Annotated in this window: 18 protein-coding genes; all 18 read left to right on the top strand. The window is 36.1% G+C overall.

What is annotated here, in order from left to right; translation table 11 throughout:
* Positions 1–49: 49 nt before the first annotated feature.
* The 18 genes from fliO to tsf all read left to right on the top strand — a co-directional run bounded on the left by fliO (position 50) and on the right by tsf (position 16,082).
* Positions 50–697, top strand: coding sequence for a flagellar biosynthetic protein FliO (gene fliO, locus CKK03_RS13070; RefSeq protein ID WP_099363006.1), 648 nt, complete (start codon positions 50–52; stop codon positions 695–697).
* On the top strand, positions 694–1,359 hold the full coding sequence (fliP, locus tag CKK03_RS13065; RefSeq protein ID WP_099352431.1) for a flagellar type III secretion system pore protein FliP: 666 nt from the start codon (positions 694–696) through the stop codon (positions 1,357–1,359). The genes fliO and fliP overlap by 4 nt, the downstream gene beginning before the upstream one ends.
* 15 nt (positions 1,360–1,374) lie before the next feature.
* Entirely contained in the window at positions 1,375–1,644 is a 270-nt protein-coding gene (gene fliQ / locus CKK03_RS13060) for a flagellar biosynthesis protein FliQ (protein WP_099363005.1), read from the top strand.
* A gap of 5 nt (positions 1,645–1,649) precedes the next feature.
* Positions 1,650–2,426 (top strand): flagellar biosynthetic protein FliR, encoded by a 777-nt coding sequence (gene fliR / locus CKK03_RS13055; protein ID WP_099363004.1) that lies wholly within the window; start codon positions 1,650–1,652, stop codon positions 2,424–2,426.
* A complete protein-coding gene (gene flhB, locus CKK03_RS13050) occupies positions 2,427–3,509 on the top strand; it encodes a flagellar biosynthesis protein FlhB (RefSeq protein ID WP_099363003.1) in 1,083 nt (360 codons plus the stop codon). It abuts the gene before it with no gap.
* 70 nt (positions 3,510–3,579) lie between these two features.
* The gene (gene flhA / locus CKK03_RS13045) at positions 3,580–5,616 is read left to right on the top strand and encodes a flagellar biosynthesis protein FlhA (RefSeq protein WP_099363002.1); all 2,037 of its coding nucleotides are present in this window, start codon (positions 3,580–3,582) and stop codon (positions 5,614–5,616) included.
* On the top strand, positions 5,613–6,791 hold the full coding sequence (flhF, locus tag CKK03_RS13040; RefSeq protein ID WP_099363001.1) for a flagellar biosynthesis GTPase FlhF: 1,179 nt from the start codon (positions 5,613–5,615) through the stop codon (positions 6,789–6,791). The genes flhA and flhF overlap by 4 nt, the downstream gene beginning before the upstream one ends.
* On the top strand, positions 6,788–7,657 hold the full coding sequence (locus tag CKK03_RS13035; RefSeq protein WP_099363000.1) for a MinD/ParA family protein: 870 nt from the start codon (positions 6,788–6,790) through the stop codon (positions 7,655–7,657). Before flhF ends, CKK03_RS13035 begins: the two co-directional genes overlap by 4 nt.
* A 10-nt stretch (positions 7,658–7,667) precedes the next feature.
* Complete coding sequence (locus CKK03_RS13030; protein ID WP_099362999.1) at positions 7,668–8,732, top strand: protein-glutamate methylesterase/protein-glutamine glutaminase; 1,065 nt, start codon at positions 7,668–7,670, stop codon at positions 8,730–8,732.
* An 18-nt stretch (positions 8,733–8,750) separates the two neighbouring features.
* Complete coding sequence (locus tag CKK03_RS13025) at positions 8,751–10,796, top strand: chemotaxis protein CheA (protein WP_099362998.1); 2,046 nt, start codon at positions 8,751–8,753, stop codon at positions 10,794–10,796.
* 36 nt (positions 10,797–10,832) lie between these two features.
* Entirely contained in the window at positions 10,833–11,288 is a 456-nt protein-coding gene (locus CKK03_RS13020) for a chemotaxis protein CheW (protein ID WP_099362997.1), read from the top strand.
* An 11-nt stretch (positions 11,289–11,299) separates the two neighbouring features.
* The gene (locus CKK03_RS13015) at positions 11,300–11,938 is read left to right on the top strand and encodes a chemotaxis protein CheC (RefSeq protein ID WP_099362996.1); all 639 of its coding nucleotides are present in this window, start codon (positions 11,300–11,302) and stop codon (positions 11,936–11,938) included.
* Positions 11,931–12,428 (top strand): chemotaxis protein CheD, encoded by a 498-nt coding sequence (locus tag CKK03_RS13010; protein ID WP_099362995.1) that lies wholly within the window; start codon positions 11,931–11,933, stop codon positions 12,426–12,428. The genes CKK03_RS13015 and CKK03_RS13010 overlap by 8 nt, the downstream gene beginning before the upstream one ends.
* Positions 12,429–12,475: 47 nt before the next feature.
* Positions 12,476–13,243 carry a FliA/WhiG family RNA polymerase sigma factor gene (locus CKK03_RS13005; RefSeq protein ID WP_099362994.1) on the top strand — a complete coding sequence of 256 codons (768 nt, stop codon included), beginning with the start codon at positions 12,476–12,478 and terminating at the stop codon, positions 13,241–13,243.
* A gap of 87 nt (positions 13,244–13,330) precedes the next feature.
* Positions 13,331–13,636, top strand: a complete 306-nt coding sequence (locus CKK03_RS13000) for a hypothetical protein (RefSeq protein WP_142354021.1) — start codon at positions 13,331–13,333, stop codon at positions 13,634–13,636.
* A gap of 12 nt (positions 13,637–13,648) precedes the next feature.
* On the top strand, positions 13,649–14,200 hold the full coding sequence (locus CKK03_RS12995; protein ID WP_099362992.1) for a hypothetical protein: 552 nt from the start codon (positions 13,649–13,651) through the stop codon (positions 14,198–14,200).
* Between the two features lie 147 nt (positions 14,201–14,347).
* Positions 14,348–15,046, top strand: coding sequence for a 30S ribosomal protein S2 (gene rpsB, locus CKK03_RS12990; RefSeq protein ID WP_099362991.1), 699 nt, complete (start codon positions 14,348–14,350; stop codon positions 15,044–15,046).
* A 154-nt stretch (positions 15,047–15,200) separates the two neighbouring features.
* The gene (gene tsf, locus CKK03_RS12985; RefSeq protein ID WP_099362990.1) at positions 15,201–16,082 is read left to right on the top strand and encodes a translation elongation factor Ts; all 882 of its coding nucleotides are present in this window, start codon (positions 15,201–15,203) and stop codon (positions 16,080–16,082) included.
* Positions 16,083–16,106: the final 24 nt, after the last annotated feature.

The following is a 16,106-nucleotide window of genomic DNA, read 5'->3' as shown; positions in this document are numbered from 1 at the left end:
CCTAAGTCGAGCTTTGTAATTCTATTTATTCAGGAGAGTGGCAACAAAATTGAAATATATTAAAAAAGTTATTCTTGCACTTATCTTCTTTCATGCCTTGCTTGTCACTTTTCCTGTACAAGCTGAAGATGGTCACATTGATAAAAGTGTAAGTGATGCACTTGGAAATCAAGAAAAACAAGTAGATAAAGAGCAGGAAACGGACGTTATTCAAACCGCAGAACCTGCCAATGAACTAACAGCAGGCGATTTTATTAAAATGATCTTTACAACGCTATTTGTCATTGCACTCATTTACCTATTATTAAAGTTTGTCAATAAAAGAAATCGCATGTTTAATCAGCATAGGTTCATTGAAAATCTAGGTGGGACCAGTTTAGGAACAAACCGATCCATTCAAATTGTGAAGGTTGGGGAGAGGATTTTAGTAGTGGGGGTTGGAGATACCGTTCAACTTCTCAAGGAAATCAAAGACACGGATGAAATGAATGAAATTTTGGAACAGCATAATGCATCATTGGATTCCATGATTCAGCCTAGAGATATTCTTAACCGGATGATTCAAAAAAGAAAAGAAGTCAAAGCTGGAGACCAAACTCATTTTTCCTCCATGTTACAAAAGCAATTATCAGAATTAAAACAAGGGAGAAAGAAAATTGTCGAGCAACTTGAAAATAAGGAGTCTAGTAAAGAATGAATGAATTTATGGAATTTTTTAATACTAGTGCCCCCGAAAATGTATCGACATCAGTTAAACTTCTACTTCTTTTGACTGTTCTTTCACTAGGTCCTAGTATTTTGATCTTAATGACGAGTTTTACAAGGATAATTGTTGTGTTGTCATTTGTTCGAACTTCACTTGGGACACAACAAATGCCTCCAAATCAGGTCTTGATCGGACTGGCATTATTTTTAACCTTTTTTGTGATGGCTCCGACATTAAGTGAGGTCAATGAACAAGCCTTAACCCCTTTGTTTAATGAGGAAATTAATTTAGAGGAAGCCTATAATCGTGCCTCTTTACCGTTCAAGGAATTTATGAGCGTACATACCCGGCAGAAGGATTTGGAGTTATTTTTAAATTACTCAGGAGCCGATAGGCCGGAAACAATAGAGGATATTCCTTTGACTGCTTTGGTACCAGCTTTTGCGATTAGTGAGCTTAAAACAGCGTTCCAAATTGGTTTTATGATTTTTATTCCATTCCTTGTAATCGATATGGTTGTTGCAAGTATCCTTATGTCCATGGGGATGATGATGCTTCCGCCAGTAATGATTTCTTTGCCGTTTAAAATATTATTATTTGTCCTTGTGGACGGATGGTATTTAATTGTTAAATCCTTATTACAGACCTTCTAAGAGTAGGTGAACAGTTTGAGTCCTGAAGCAGTTATTTCATTAGCAGAAAAAGGTGTATATACGACTTTAATGATTTGTGGTCCACTATTATTAGTGGCATTAGTTGTTGGGTTGATAGTTAGTGTGTTCCAGGCGACAACCCAAATTCAGGAGCAAACGCTGGCATTTATCCCCAAAATTATTGCCGTTCTAGTCGGGTTGGTATTTTTTGGACCGTGGATGCTGTCAAGGATGCTCGCATATACGCATGATATTTTTAGTAATTTAACAAGATTTGTAGGGTAAAAAAAATGACTGAGGTATATACCTATTTTCCTGCCTTTTTACTTGTACTAGTAAGGGTAACGAGTTTTTTTGTAACGATGCCATTGTTTTCATATCGGACATTACCGGCATCACATCGAATCGGAATTGCTTTCTTTATTTCATGGATTATGTTCCTATCTATGGAAAAACCGATTCTCCAGATTGATGGCTTTTTTATCATGTTAATTCTTAAAGAGGCTATGGTAGGTCTCCTAATTGGGTTAACAGCTTATATGATTTTCGCTGCAATTCAAATTGCGGGAGGCTTTATAGATTTTCAGATGGGGTTTGCCATCGCCAATGTTATTGATCCGCAGACGGGGGCGCAAAGTCCATTGATGGGACAATATTTATATACGTTTGCACTACTCTTTTTATTGGCTATTAATGGTCATCATTTATTGTTGGACGGAATTTTTTATAGCTATGAATTTATTCCAATGGAACAACAAACTCTGCCATTTGGTGATGAAAATATAGTGGAATTTGTTCTAAAAGCCTTCGGTACAATGTTTATCATTGCATTTCAAATGTCAATGCCAGTCGTTGGTGCATTGTTTTTAGTAGATATTGCTCTAGGTATAGTGGCAAGAACAGTCCCACAATTAAATGTATTTGTTGTAGGTCTTCCCTTAAAAATCGGGGTTAGTTTTGTTGTATTATTTATCGCGATGACGATGATTTTTATGCTCATAGGAAACCTGGTCGACAATATGTTATTTACGATGCGAGGTTTAATGGAACTATTAGGAGGAAGCTAGATGTATTTTGTTCGTCTTGACCTGCAATTTTTTGCAGGTGAAAAAACAGAAAAAGCCACTCCTAAAAAACGTCAAGAAACTAGAAAAAAGGGGCAAGTTGCAAAAAGTGCAGATATTAACACCGCCCTCCTGCTGATTTCGATCTTTTTTACACTGCTTGTTTTTGGTGGTTTCATTTTAGATCGTATATTAACTTTTATTAGTCATTCATTTAGTCATTATTTATTGATTACACCGACTGAACAAAGTGTTCAAGAAATTTTTATTGAACTATCTCTAGAGGCAGCAATTATATTAGCACCGATTATGATAGTTGCCCTTATCGTTGGAATTGCATCGAACCTGATGCAGGTTGGTTTTTTATTTTCAACAGAAGCGATTCAAATGAAGTTAAATAAGCTTGATCCGATTCAAGGATTTAAACGAATTTATTCGATACGTGCGCTTGTTGAGATGCTTAAATCAATTTTAAAAATTGTTATCGTAGGTGGCGTTACGATTTCGATTCTTTGGTTCCGCTTGGAAGATATTTTGTCTTTGTCACAGAAAACCGTTGGAGCAGCACTGATTGTTCTTGCCAAACTTACAGTTCAGATGGGGTTATTTGCGGGTGGGGCACTTTTATTCTTATCGTTCTTAGACTATCTTTATCAACGTTATGATTATGAAAAAAACATAAGGATGTCTAAGCAGGATATTAAAGATGAATATAAGAAGACGGAAGGAGACCCCCTAATTAAATCAAAAATAAAGCAAAAGCAACGTGAAATGGCAATGAGTCGAATGATGCAAGAGGTGCCAAAAGCAGATGTCATTATTACAAATCCAACTCATTATGCAATTGCTTTAAAATATGATGAATCCAAAATGGATGCTCCCTTTATAGTTGCAAAGGGTGTAGATTTTGTTGCTGGGCGAATTAAGGAAATTGCAAAAGAGCATGAAATCACGACCATCGAAAACCGTCCTCTTGCAAGAGCCCTCTATGCCGGGACAAATATTGGGGATGCCATACCAGAAGAGTATTTTAAAGCGGTAGCCGAAATTCTTGCTTATGTATACCGCTTGAAAGAAAAGATTTAAACAAAATTTAAGAGATTATTACAAATTCCTCATCAACTTATGTGTTTTTTGACTTAAAGGAGAGAAAACAATGCGAGCAAGAGATTTATCAGTTTTATTAAGTGTCATTTTAATAGTTGCGATGCTTATTATTCCATTTCCATCTTGGATGCTAAGCATTTTAATTATTGTTAATATTTCTCTTGCATTGTTAGTTCTTTTAACTTCAATGAATATGCAGGAACCACTTCAATTTTCAATCTTCCCTTCTTTATTACTTCTATTAACCTTATTTAGATTAGGGTTAAACGTTTCGACAACTAGATCTATTCTCGCTACAGGGGATGCCGGTGGGGTTGTGCACACCTTTGGTACCTTTGTTGTTGGTGGGAATGTGGTTGTTGGATTTGTTGTCTTTTTAATCCTTGTTATTATTCAATTTGTTGTTATTACAAAAGGTTCTGAACGTGTTTCTGAGGTTGCTGCGCGTTTTACATTAGACGCAATGCCAGGAAAACAAATGAGTATCGATGCTGATTTAAATGCTGGTATGATTTCTGACACTGAGGCCCGTGAGCGCCGTGATAAAGTAAGTAGAGAAGCCGATTTTTACGGGGCAATGGACGGGGCAAGTAAGTTTGTAAAAGGGGATGCAATAGCAGGGATTATTATTGTTCTTATCAACTTAATTTTTGGATTTATCATCGGAATGACACAGCATGGTTTGGGTTTCCAAGAGGCGCTTTCTAAATTCACCCTTTTAACTGTAGGGGACGGAATTGTCAGCCAGATTCCTGCTCTATTAATTTCAACAGCAACAGGAATTGTGGTTACTCGTGCTGCGTCTGAAGGTAATTTAGGAACAGATATTACAAAGCAATTATTTGCTTATCCAAAGATGCTATATGTGACTGCAGGGACGATTTTCCTTTTAGGTTTGTTTACTCCAATCCATGATTTTTTAACAATTTCTATCTCAAGTTTTTTAGCTATTGGTGCCTATATGATTTCTAAAAGTAAGGATCAGGAGACTCAATTAGAGCCTGACACTGAAGAAGAAGTACAAGTAGAGGATTTAAAAAGTCCAGAAAGCGTCGTGAGCCTGTTAAATGTTGACCCCATTGAGTTTGAGTTCGGTTATGGATTGATACCATTGGCTGATACAAACCAAGGTGGAGATATACTGGATAGAATCGTGATGATCCGAAGACAATTGGCGATTGAGTTGGGGTTAGTCATCCCAGTTGTTAGAATTAGGGATAATATTCAATTACAACCAAATGAATATCGCTTGAAAATTAAAGGTAGTGAAATGGCAAGAGGGGAACTTTTACTAGATCACTTCTTAGCAATGAGCCCAGGTTATGAGGATGATTCGATTGAAGGAATCGATACCATCGAGCCCTCTTTTGGATTGCCTGCAAAATGGATATCTGAGGATATGAAAGATCAGGCAGAAATGCTAGGATATACGGTCGTTGACCCTCCTTCTGTAGTGTCAACACATATCACTGAAGTTATCCGAAGGAATGCCCATGAATTACTGGGTAGACAAGAAACAAAGCAACTAATTGACCATCTAAAAGAATCATATCCAATATTAGTAGATGAGGTTACGCCAAACCCACTAGCGGTAGGAGATGTTCAAAAAGTTTTAGCTAAATTACTTAAAGAAAATGTGTCCATTCGAAATCTGCCTATCATTTTTGAAACACTCGCAGATTTTGGACGAATGACAACTGATACAGATTTATTAACTGAATACGTGAGACAATCGCTTGCGAGACAAATAACCAATCAATACATTGTCCAAGGTCAAACAATGAAGGTTGTAACATTATCAGGTAGAGTTGAAAAGTTTGTCGCAGATGGTGTTCAACAAACGGAACATGGAAACTATCTGTCAATTGATCCAAATGTGTCCCAATCCATCATTGAAGCGATAGCGAAACAAATCGAAAGTGTTAGTATACAAGAGCAAACTCCGATTTTACTATGTTCTCCAGCGGTCAGAATGTATGTAAGACAATTAATTGAACGATATTTTCCGCAAGTTCCTGTACTCTCCTATAATGAGCTTGAGGCGAATGTTGAAGTTCAAAGTGTTGGGGTGGTGAATATAGATTGAAAGTAAAAAAATATATAGCTACTACTATGCCAGAAGCAATGAAAATGATTCGTGCTGAATTAGGTAGTGATGCGGTGATCTTAAATTCTAAGGTTGTTCAAACGAAAGGATTTTTCGGCCTTTTTCGAAAAAAGAATTTTGAAGTGATAGCAGCTATTGATTCTGAAGTCCCTAAGAATCAAACAATGCAACCGAAAGAAAAAAATAAAAAACCAGCGGTTATCGATATAAAATCTGAACCAATTTCAATTAAACAAGAGGTTCCCAAACCTGTAAATACACAACAAGCAAAAGAATCGTCAGAGTCGACACCTGAACTTGTAAAAGAAATGAAAGAACTAAGAGCTGCAATAAAAGAATTATCTGTTGATAGTAGTCCTTATCCAGCACCTTTACAGGAAATAAATCAATTGCTGGTCGATCAAGAAATTAATCCATCCATTCGAAAAGAAATGATGACTACTTTAATGGAAAAGTGGTACATGAAATCAGAAAAAGCATCATTTGAAGAAGTCAAGAAATGGACAAAGGAATGTATGGCTTCCGTCATTTCCGGAGTTGAATACGGTGGCTTAACCTTTCAAAAAAAATATATTAATGTGGTTGGTCCAACAGGTGTTGGAAAAACTACGACCATTGCTAAAATTGCAGCGGACAGCATGTTGAAGGACAAAAAGAAAATTGCCTTTATTACAACGGATACATTTCGAATCGCTGCAATTGAGCAACTAAAAACATATGCAAAAATTCTTAGTGCTCCTGTTGAGGTTTGTTATTCTTTTGATGATTTTAAAAAAGCAAAGGAAGCCTATAAGGATTATGATGTTATATTCATTGATACTGCAGGCAGGAACTTCCGAAATGAAAAATATATTGACGATTTGAATGATTTAATCCATTTTTCAAATGATATGGAAACATTTTTAGTGCTTTCACTAACATCCAAAATGAGTGACATGAAAGTGATTTATGAACAGTTTTCTAAAATTGCAATTTCCAAATTCATATTTACAAAAGTGGATGAAACGGCAAACTACGGAGCGATGGTCAATTTAATTGCTGATTCTGGTATCGGTGTCGCATATTTAACGAATGGTCAAAATGTGCCAGATGATATTGTCGTGGCTACACCAGCTCTTATCACTAATACTATCCTTGGAGTCGATGAATCATGATAGACCAAGCTACAGCTCTTCGTAACAAGCTAGGATCGATGAATAACGAACAAGACCAACCGAAGACAATAGCTGTAATCAGTGGAAAAGGTGGAGTTGGTAAATCCAATTTCTCATTGAATTTTTCCATTGCCCTATCACAATTTGGCAAGAAGGCTTTGTTGTTTGATATGGATATTGGAATGGGGAATATTGATATTTTAATGGGAATAACAGCCCACCATACGATTGTGGACTTATTTGAAAAAAAACTATCTATCACAGATCTGTTAATCAAAGGTCCAGATGGCATTGATTATATTGCGGGTGGTAATGGCTTATCTTCGCTTTTCAAGCTGGATGAAAGCAAATCGCAGTATTTAATTGACCAATTACAATCCGTACTACATGATTATGACTACATTATTTTTGATATGGGCGCTGGTATGTCCGAGGAAAGTGTTAAATTTCTTATGGCAATGGATGAGATATTTGTCATTACAACACCTGAGCCAACCTCTATTACAGATGCATACTCAGTCATTAAATATATTTGTTTATTTGACCAATCGATTCCTATGTATTTGATTGTGAACCGGGCTGATAATGAGTCTGAAGGAATGCAAACCTTGAAAAGATTAAAACAGGCTGTTCTGCAATTTTTAATAAAAGAGATCAAACTACTAGGTGTATTGCTCGATGACAAAACTGTCCAAAAGGCAGTTAGTCACCAAGAGCCATTCTTACTATATGCCCCTAAAGCAGTAATCAGCAAAAATTTACTTGATATTTGCAAAAGTTATCTTGGTAGTGAAAAAAATCAGGAGAAAAATCAACATACGTCCTTTATATCAAAGTTACAGCGTTTTTTCGTACGTGGTAGATAGGAGTTTAGCGATGACAAAAATAAATGTTCTTATTGTAGACGATTCAGCATTTATGAGGAAGCTTATTTCAGATTTCCTTCAGGAAGATTCAAGAATTAACGTTATTGGAACTGCGAGAAACGGAATCGATGCCCTGAACAAAATTGAAAAACACAATCCGGATGTTGTAACGTTGGATGTTGAAATGCCTGAAATGAACGGAATTGAAGCATTACAACGGATCATGAATGAACATCCCCGTCCAGTTGTAATGCTTTCAAGTACAACAAAAGAAGGAACAGACAAAACATTACTTGCGATGCAAAATGGGGCTGTTGATTTTATTCAAAAACCATCAGGACCTATTTCTATTGATCTTCACCTGATAAAAAATGAAATAGTAACAAAAGTACTTAATGCTGGAAAAATAAACGTAACCTTACTAAAAAGTCCAATAAAAATACAAGAAATTTCTAATAATAGAATAGTAGATTATAGTAAAATAGACCTAGAACCAACTAATAGTATGACTAAAATTGTTTGCATGGGTACTTCAACAGGGGGACCTCGGGCTTTGCAACAGGTCCTCCCAGAGTTTCCGAAAAATTATCCAGCACCAATTGTAATTGTTCAGCACATGCCAGCGGGTTTTACTAAATCTTTAGCCAACAGGCTCAATGGTTTATGTAATATTACCGTTAAAGAAGCTGAAGATGGGGAAATGTTAAAGGCCGGTACAGCTTATATTGCCCCTGGGGGTTATCATATGAAAATAAAAAAGACTGGCACAATGCTCGCTGTCAATCTCGATGACAGTGAAATACGGAATGGACACAGACCATCTGTTGATGTCCTATTTGAATCAATTAGTGAAATGAAGGGGATTCAAACAATTTCTATCATCATGACAGGAATGGGAACGGACGGTTCAAGTGGATTAAAAAAACTAAAACAGACTGGAAGAGTTGTTTCGATAGCAGAATCGAAGGACACTTCAATCGTTTTTGGTATGCCAAAGGCAGCTATTGAAACAAATTTAGTTGATAGAGTTGAAAATTTAGAGGATATAGCAAGGACCGTACTTAGCCTTTCATAAGTAAAGGGGTGTTGATAAATGGATATGGATCAATATTTAGAGGTATTTATTGAAGAAAGTAAAGAGCATCTCCAGGCATGTAATGAAAACTTACTGAAATTAGAGAAAGAGCCTGAAAACATTGCAATTGTCAACGAAATTTTCCGTTCTGCCCATACATTAAAGGGGATGTCCGCTACGATGGGATATGAAGATCTAGCGAGTCTTACGCATCAGATGGAAAATGTTCTAGATGGCATTCGTAATTCGAAAATTAAAGTAACCCCATCTCTTTTGGATGTTGTTTTTAAGTCAGTTGATTATTTAGAGGATATGATCTTTTCTATTGCTGATGGTGGTGATGGAAAAAAGGATGTTACAGATGTCGTTTTATTACTTAAAAAAGTAGAGAGCGGAGATAAAACAACGGCAGAAGAAGCTACTGGTTCAGTTGATCAAAATAATGTGGATGAACCTGCCCCATATATAACTAATTATGATGATTTTGAACTGACGGTTATCCAACAATCAAAAGAACAAGGTTTTAATTGTTATGAAATATCGATTCAACTTCGTGAAGATTGTTTATTAAAAGCTGCTCGAGTTTTCATGGTATTTGAGGTTCTTGAACAACTCGGTGAAATCATCAAGTCATTTCCATCAGTCGGCCAGCTTGAGGAAGAACAATTTGATAGTGAATTTCGTGTAACGGTCGTTTCAATGGAAACACCCGAAAATATTGAAAAACAAATCACCAAAGTATCTGAAATAAACAAGGTAATTGTTTACGACTTTCAAATTAATTCAAATAAGACTCAAGTACAAGAACAAATACAGGCACAGGCTGAAGTTGCTCCAGCTCTTGCTCCCCAAGAGAAACAAATAACCGATAAAAAGGAAAATCGTTCTTCAAAATCGAACAGCAAGCATGGTGGAAATCAAAAAACAATCCGAGTAAATATTGAAAAACTTGATACTCTGATGAACCTATTTGAGGAATTAGTCATCGATAGAGGGCGTTTAGAACAGATTTCTCATGATTTAAAACATTCAGAGTTAAATGAAACTGTTGAGAGAATGTCAAGAATATCTGGAGATTTACAAAATATTATCCTGACAATGAGAATGGTTCCGGTCGAGACTGTCTTTAACCGCTTTCCTCGTATGGTTCGTCAATTAGCGAAGGATTTACATAAGAAAATTAATCTTCAAATTATTGGCGCAGAAACAGAATTAGATCGAACTGTAATTGATGAAATTGGTGATCCACTTGTGCATCTATTACGAAATGCACTAGACCATGGCATAGAAACACCAGAAATTAGATTGCAAAATGGAAAACCAGAAGAAGGTACGGTCATTTTACGTGCTTACCATAGCGGAAATCATGTATTTATCGAAATAGAAGACGATGGTGCAGGAATTAGTAGGGAAAAAATTATCAAAAAGGCTGTTAACAAAGGACTGATTGAGGAAAAAACGGTAGAGTCTCTAACAGATAGTCAAGTATTTGATTTTATTTTTTCTTCTGGGTTTTCAACAGCTGAACAAATTTCAGACGTCTCAGGTCGCGGAGTTGGGCTAGATGTTGTGAAGAATACGATAGAGTCATTAGGCGGGTCAATCACGATTCATTCTGAAATGAGCAAAGGTTCAACTTTTTCTATACAGTTACCGCTCACTTTATCGATCATCTCTGTAATGCTCGTTACGATTCAGAATGAAAAGTACGCAATCCCACTTTCTTCTATTATTGAAACAGCCATCATTAAGAAAAGCGAGATTCTTTTTGCGCACAATCAAATGGTAATTGATTATAGAGGTAAAGTCGTCCCATTGGTAAACTTGATAGATATTTTTGAGGTTCCAACAATTACTGAAGATGATGAAGACTTTTCTATTCTAATTGTGAAAAAAGGCGATAGATCAGCCGGCCTCATCGTTGATTCCTTCGTCGGACAACAAGAGATTGTATTAAAATCACTAGGAAACTATTTAACAAATGTGTTTGCAATTTCAGGGGCAACAATACTAGGTGATGGGCAAGTTGCCCTCGTAATTGATTGTAATGCTTTAATCAAATAGAAATGTATGGATTATAGCAAGTTAAGGAGGATAAGTATGTCTGTACAAGCTGTTGTGTTAAAGGTCATTGTCTTTTCACTCGAGGATGAAGAATATGCAATCCCAGTTTCACAGGTACGTTCAATTGAAAAACTGCAACATATAACTCGGGTTCCTAGAACAGAGCCATTTGTAAAAGGTGTGATTAATTTAAGAGGAGTTGTTACTCCGATTATTGATTTAAGAACCCGTTTTGGTATGGATGAAACTGAGTATCTGGATAGCACAAGAATTATTATAGTTGCGACAGATGATGTTGAAGTAGGATTAATTGTGGATACGGCTAATGATGTAATGGATATCCCAGTTGATTCAATTGAACCACCTCCTGAGATTGTTGGGAGTGTAGAGGTCGAGTACTTAGAAGGTGTAGCTAAGCTCGATAAAAGATTACTGATCCTATTAAATTTAGAAAAGGTTCTTACCCCCGATATTCGTAAGGGAAAAGAGTAAGGGAAAAGAGTATGTCATTTTTTCAATGTATTAATTCTACTCATTTAGATATTTTAAAAGAGATTGGAAATATCGGAGTGGGGCATTCTGCTACTGCTCTTTCAAAGCTTTTAAATCGAAAAATTGATATGCAGGTACCGAATGTAAAAATTGTTTCTTTTGATGAAATGATGGATTTTGCTGGAGGGGCTGAAAATGTTGTTGCGGGTATTTTTTTTCGAATTGAGGGGGATATAACGGGAAATATGTTTTTTATTTTACAGCTCCCACAAGCTACAAAACTAATCCAAGATCTCTTAGGCGACGAGAACTTCTCATTTGAAAGTAAACAGAGTGACATGGGGATATCTGCTTTACAAGAAGTCGGAAATATCTTGTTCGGCTCTTATCTTACATCGTTATCTGATTTTACCCAATTAAATTTATATCCTTCTGTTCCAGGTTTTTCGATTGATATGGTTGGTGCAATCATAGGATATGGTTTAATCGAACTTTCACAAATAAGTGATTATGCAATCGTGATCGAAACGGCTATTAGTGAAACTGAAAAACATGAACACAATAATATTAATGGGCATTTTCTATTGTTGCCAGATCCCGATTCTTTTGGAAAAATATTTACTGCATTAGGAGTTCAAACACATGAATGAACTTAATCAGATTATAAAGGTTGGGATAGCAGATATGAATGTCATAACTGCACCAAACTTAATCCGAACATCTGGATTAGGTTCCTGTGTAGGTGTAGTCATTTATGATCAACCAAAAAAGGTTGCAGGACTTGCCCATATCATGCTACCAAGTTCTGCTTCAACAAAAGCTGGGAACATGAATATTGCGAAATATGCCGATACTGCAATTGAGGAGCTTATAAAGAAAATCATAGAAATCGGCGGTAGAGACAAGAGTTTGAAAGCCAAAATCGCCGGCGGTGCTCAAATGTTCCAATTTCAATCTACTAGTGATATTATGCGGATTGGTCCTCGTAACGTTGAGGCGGTAAAAGCAGAGCTAAAACGCTTTAACATCACGATGATTGCATCAGATATTGGTGGGAATAATGGACGAACCATTGAATTTGACCCTGAAACTGCCATCCTCAAAATCCGGACTGTCAATCAAGGAATTAAGGAAATATAGAAGGTGAAAATATAATACATTCACAATAAAAGAAAAGGAGGAGTAGAATGTCCAGATTATCATCTACAGATCATCAAGAATATTGGCAGAAATGGACCGACTCACGAGACACAGATGCAGGGGATGCCCTTGTCAGAAAATATATGCCGCTCGTTTCATATCATGTACAACGAATCTCTGTGACACTTCCGAAGAGTGTAAATAAAGATGATTTAAAAAGTCTTGGGATGATTGGTTTATATGATGCACTGGAAAAATTCGATCCCTCTCGTGATTTGAAATTTGATACATATGCATCCTTTCGAATTAGAGGCGCAATACTTGACGGGCTTAGAAAGGAAGATTGGTTACCTAGGAGTACAAGAGAAAAAACAAAGAAAGTTGAAACTGCCGTTGAAAAGCTAGAACAAAATTTAATGAGAAATGCCTCAATTCCTGAAATAGCAGCAGAAGTCGGAATGAGCGAGGATGAAGTTTATCAAACGATTAATGAAGGCTTTTTTGCCAATGTTCTTTCTATGGACGATTACCAACATGATGACGAGGGCAGTGAAAAATCAGCATTCTCAATTAAGGATCATGCAACTTTAACGCCAGAAGAACATGTCGTAAAAAAAGAAGTAATCAATCAACTTATCAATGTTATCCAACAATTGAATGAAAAAGAGCAGCTAATTATTAGTTTATTTTATAAGGAAGAACTAACATTAACTGAAATTGGACAGGTAATGGGCTTATCGACATCTAGAATATCTCAAATTCACTCAAAAGCACTTTTTAAACTGAAGGATATATTACAAAAACACATCCATTAGATTACTTAATCAAACGTGAAAGTACAACAAAAAGAAGATTTCAATCAATGCATTTCTTAAAATTAGGAAACGGAAGAAGTGAATCAATTGAGTCTAAAATTAGTTGAATTACAAGTTGCAATCCCAAGGACACAAGATGCGGGAAAAATTCATGAACAACTGATGATGCGTGGCCAGCACATGCAAGATCACATTTCTGCAGAAAGCGAAAAAATAGAGAAAAGGAACCGTACCATTGTAAACGAGAACAATAATCCAGAAAATGCACAACTACATAAGGATTCATCATCAAATACATTTTCAAAACAACCGCCACATAAGACTCAGAACCCTGAACAAGAAGAAAAAGAACAACATCCATACAAGGGTAATTTTATTGATTTCGTGGGATAGAGGGAAATTTGAATGACAACCATTTTATTTATAACCTGCTTTGCATTGCTTGCATTAGCTTTTTTTTTAATTATTCTTTTATATTTGAAAATGACACAACTAAAAGAAATTGAAATCAAACAAGAACGGTTACTCAAAGAATTTGAAAATGTAATCACTTCATATGTAATGGAAATCAAAGAAGACAATGAAGTGTTTTTAAATAGAATTCAACAAGTTCAACAAACTCCGAACAAGTCAGCAAAAAGAGGAAATATTGATATCTCTGAACTAGATGGAGAAAATAAAGAATCGATACAAATAATAGAACCGGATTTAACAACTGAGGATATTCAAGATCTTCTACCTGCTTATGCAAAACAAAACGAAACCGAACAAATTACTATATCAGAAATAGAATCCACACAAAAAAAAACAGGGGATACTGAAAGTAATGAAGATGTGATTGTCAAAGACATTGACCATCTCATCAAATTAGGACTCACATATGAAGATATTGCAAAAAAATTAAATAAAGGTCAAACTGAAATTGAACTTTTACACAAATTTCGTCAAAACAACTAATTTTTCTTGATTGAAAGATTTTATTATGATATATTAATTTTTGGTGTTATCACACACGTTCGTAGATTTAAGCATTGGTGCTGTTCAAACAGTTTTGCTTAAAGATGATATGAACGGAGGACAAAAAACCATTAGGAGGATTTATTCATGTCAGTAATTTCTATGAAGCAATTGCTTGAAGCTGGTGTTCACTTCGGTCACCAAACTCGCCGTTGGAACCCAAAAATGAAGCGTTACATCTTTACAGAGCGTAACGGAATCTACATCATCGACCTTCAAAAAACAGTTAAGAAGGTAGAAGAAGCTTATAATTTCGTTAAGGAATTAGCTGGAAATGGTGGAACTATGCTTTTTGTTGGTACAAAAAAGCAAGCTCAAGATTCTGTAAAAGAAGAAGCTGAACGTTCTGGAATGTACTTTGTTAACCAACGTTGGTTAGGTGGTACATTAACAAACTTTGAAACAATTCAAAAGCGTATCAAGCGTCTTAAAGACATCGAAAGAATGCAAGAAGACGGTACTTTTGACGTTTTACCTAAGAAAGAAGTTGTAGGTCTTAAGAAAGAATTAGAACGTCTTGAGAAATTCTTAGGCGGAATTAAAGATATGAAGCGATTACCAGATGCTTTATTCATCATCGACCCTCGTAAAGAGCGTATTGCTGTTGCAGAAGCACATAAATTAAACATCCCAATCGTTGGTATCGTTGATACTAACTGTGATCCAGATGAAATTGATTATGTAATCCCTGCAAACGATGATGCAATTCGCGCAGTTAAGCTTTTAACAGGAAAAATGGCAGACGCTATCCTAGAAGCTAAACAAGGTGAAGAAACATCTGCTTAATGAGCGAAAGGTGATAAGAGGGTTATGCCTTTTATCACCTTTTTTAAGAATTATATATTTTTGCGAAATAAGTCATAATAGAAACAGATTGTCTACACGATATTAAATCGTAAAAATGAAATAGTACATAGTGTTAAATAAGGAGGAAAACATAATGGCAGTTACTGCACAAATGGTAAAAGAGCTCCGTGAAAAAACAGGAGCAGGAATGATGGACTGTAAGAAGGCTCTTACAGAAACTGATGGTGATATGGAAAAAGCAATTGATTACCTTCGCGAAAAAGGTATTGCGAAAGCTGCTAAAAAAGGCGATCGCATCGCTGCGGAAGGTTTAACTTCTATTGAAGTTCAAGGTAATGAAGCAGTTATCTTAGAAGTTAACGCTGAAACAGACTTCGTTGCAAAAAATGAAGGTTTCCAAACTTTAGTAAAAGAATTAGCTGCTCATCTATTAGCGAAAAAGCCAGCTAACGTTGAAGAAGCATTAGAACAACAGATGGACAATGGTACATCTGTTGCTGAGCATGTAAATGCTGCAATCGCAAAAATTGGTGAAAAGCTATCACTTCGTCGTTTTGAAGTTGTAACAAAAGAAGACGGTGATGCATTTGGTGCATACCTTCACATGGGTGGACGTATCGGTGTTCTAACTGTTCTTGGTGGTACTTCAGATAGCGATGTTGCAAAGGATGTTGCAATGCACATTGCTGCTGTAAATCCTAAATATGTAACACGTGATCAAGTTTCTGCTGAAGAAGTTGAGCGTGAGCGTGAAGTGTTAACACAACAAGCATTAAATGAAGGCAAGCCTGAAAATATCGTAGCTAAAATGGTAGAAGGACGTCTTGGTAAGTTTTTCGAAGACGTATGTCTTCTTGACCAAAGCTTTGTTAAAGACCCAGATCAAAAAGTTCGTAAGTTTGTCGAGTCTAAAGGTGCTACAGTGAAGAGCTTTGTTCGTTACGAAGTTGGAGAAGGTATCGAGAAGCGCCAAGATAACTTCGCTGAAGAAGTAATGAGCCAAGTGAAGAAGTAAAAAGATAACAGGGAACACATTATG

It is taken from the genome of Fredinandcohnia onubensis (assembly GCF_002734215.1).
Lineage (GTDB): Bacteria > Bacillota > Bacilli > Bacillales > Bacillaceae_L > Ferdinandcohnia > Ferdinandcohnia onubensis.
The sequence above is the reverse complement of the archived record's forward strand: the minus strand, read 5'-3'. Positions and strand labels throughout refer to the sequence as shown.

What these genes read in the sequence shown, in the direction of transcription:
- fliP (WP_099352431.1), top strand. Translation starts at nt 694, where the DNA reads ATGAATGAATTTATGGAATTTTTTAATACTAGTGCCCCCGAAAATGTA.
- fliR (WP_099363004.1), top strand. Translation starts at nt 1,650, where the DNA reads ATGACTGAGGTATATACCTATTTTCCTGCCTTTTTACTTGTACTAGTA.
- flhB (WP_099363003.1), top strand. Translation starts at nt 2,427, where the DNA reads ATGTATTTTGTTCGTCTTGACCTGCAATTTTTTGCAGGTGAAAAAACA.
- flhA (WP_099363002.1), top strand. Translation starts at nt 3,580, where the DNA reads ATGCGAGCAAGAGATTTATCAGTTTTATTAAGTGTCATTTTAATAGTT.
- CKK03_RS13035 (WP_099363000.1), top strand. Translation starts at nt 6,788, where the DNA reads ATGATAGACCAAGCTACAGCTCTTCGTAACAAGCTAGGATCGATGAAT.
- CKK03_RS13030 (WP_099362999.1), top strand. Translation starts at nt 7,668, where the DNA reads ATGACAAAAATAAATGTTCTTATTGTAGACGATTCAGCATTTATGAGG.
- CKK03_RS13025 (WP_099362998.1), top strand. Translation starts at nt 8,751, where the DNA reads ATGGATATGGATCAATATTTAGAGGTATTTATTGAAGAAAGTAAAGAG.
- CKK03_RS13020 (WP_099362997.1), top strand. Translation starts at nt 10,833, where the DNA reads ATGTCTGTACAAGCTGTTGTGTTAAAGGTCATTGTCTTTTCACTCGAG.
- CKK03_RS13015 (WP_099362996.1), top strand. Translation starts at nt 11,300, where the DNA reads ATGTCATTTTTTCAATGTATTAATTCTACTCATTTAGATATTTTAAAA.
- CKK03_RS13010 (WP_099362995.1), top strand. Translation starts at nt 11,931, where the DNA reads ATGAATGAACTTAATCAGATTATAAAGGTTGGGATAGCAGATATGAAT.
- CKK03_RS13005 (WP_099362994.1), top strand. Translation starts at nt 12,476, where the DNA reads ATGTCCAGATTATCATCTACAGATCATCAAGAATATTGGCAGAAATGG.
- CKK03_RS12995 (WP_099362992.1), top strand. Translation starts at nt 13,649, where the DNA reads ATGACAACCATTTTATTTATAACCTGCTTTGCATTGCTTGCATTAGCT.
- rpsB (WP_099362991.1), top strand. Translation starts at nt 14,348, where the DNA reads ATGTCAGTAATTTCTATGAAGCAATTGCTTGAAGCTGGTGTTCACTTC.
- tsf (WP_099362990.1), top strand. Translation starts at nt 15,201, where the DNA reads ATGGCAGTTACTGCACAAATGGTAAAAGAGCTCCGTGAAAAAACAGGA.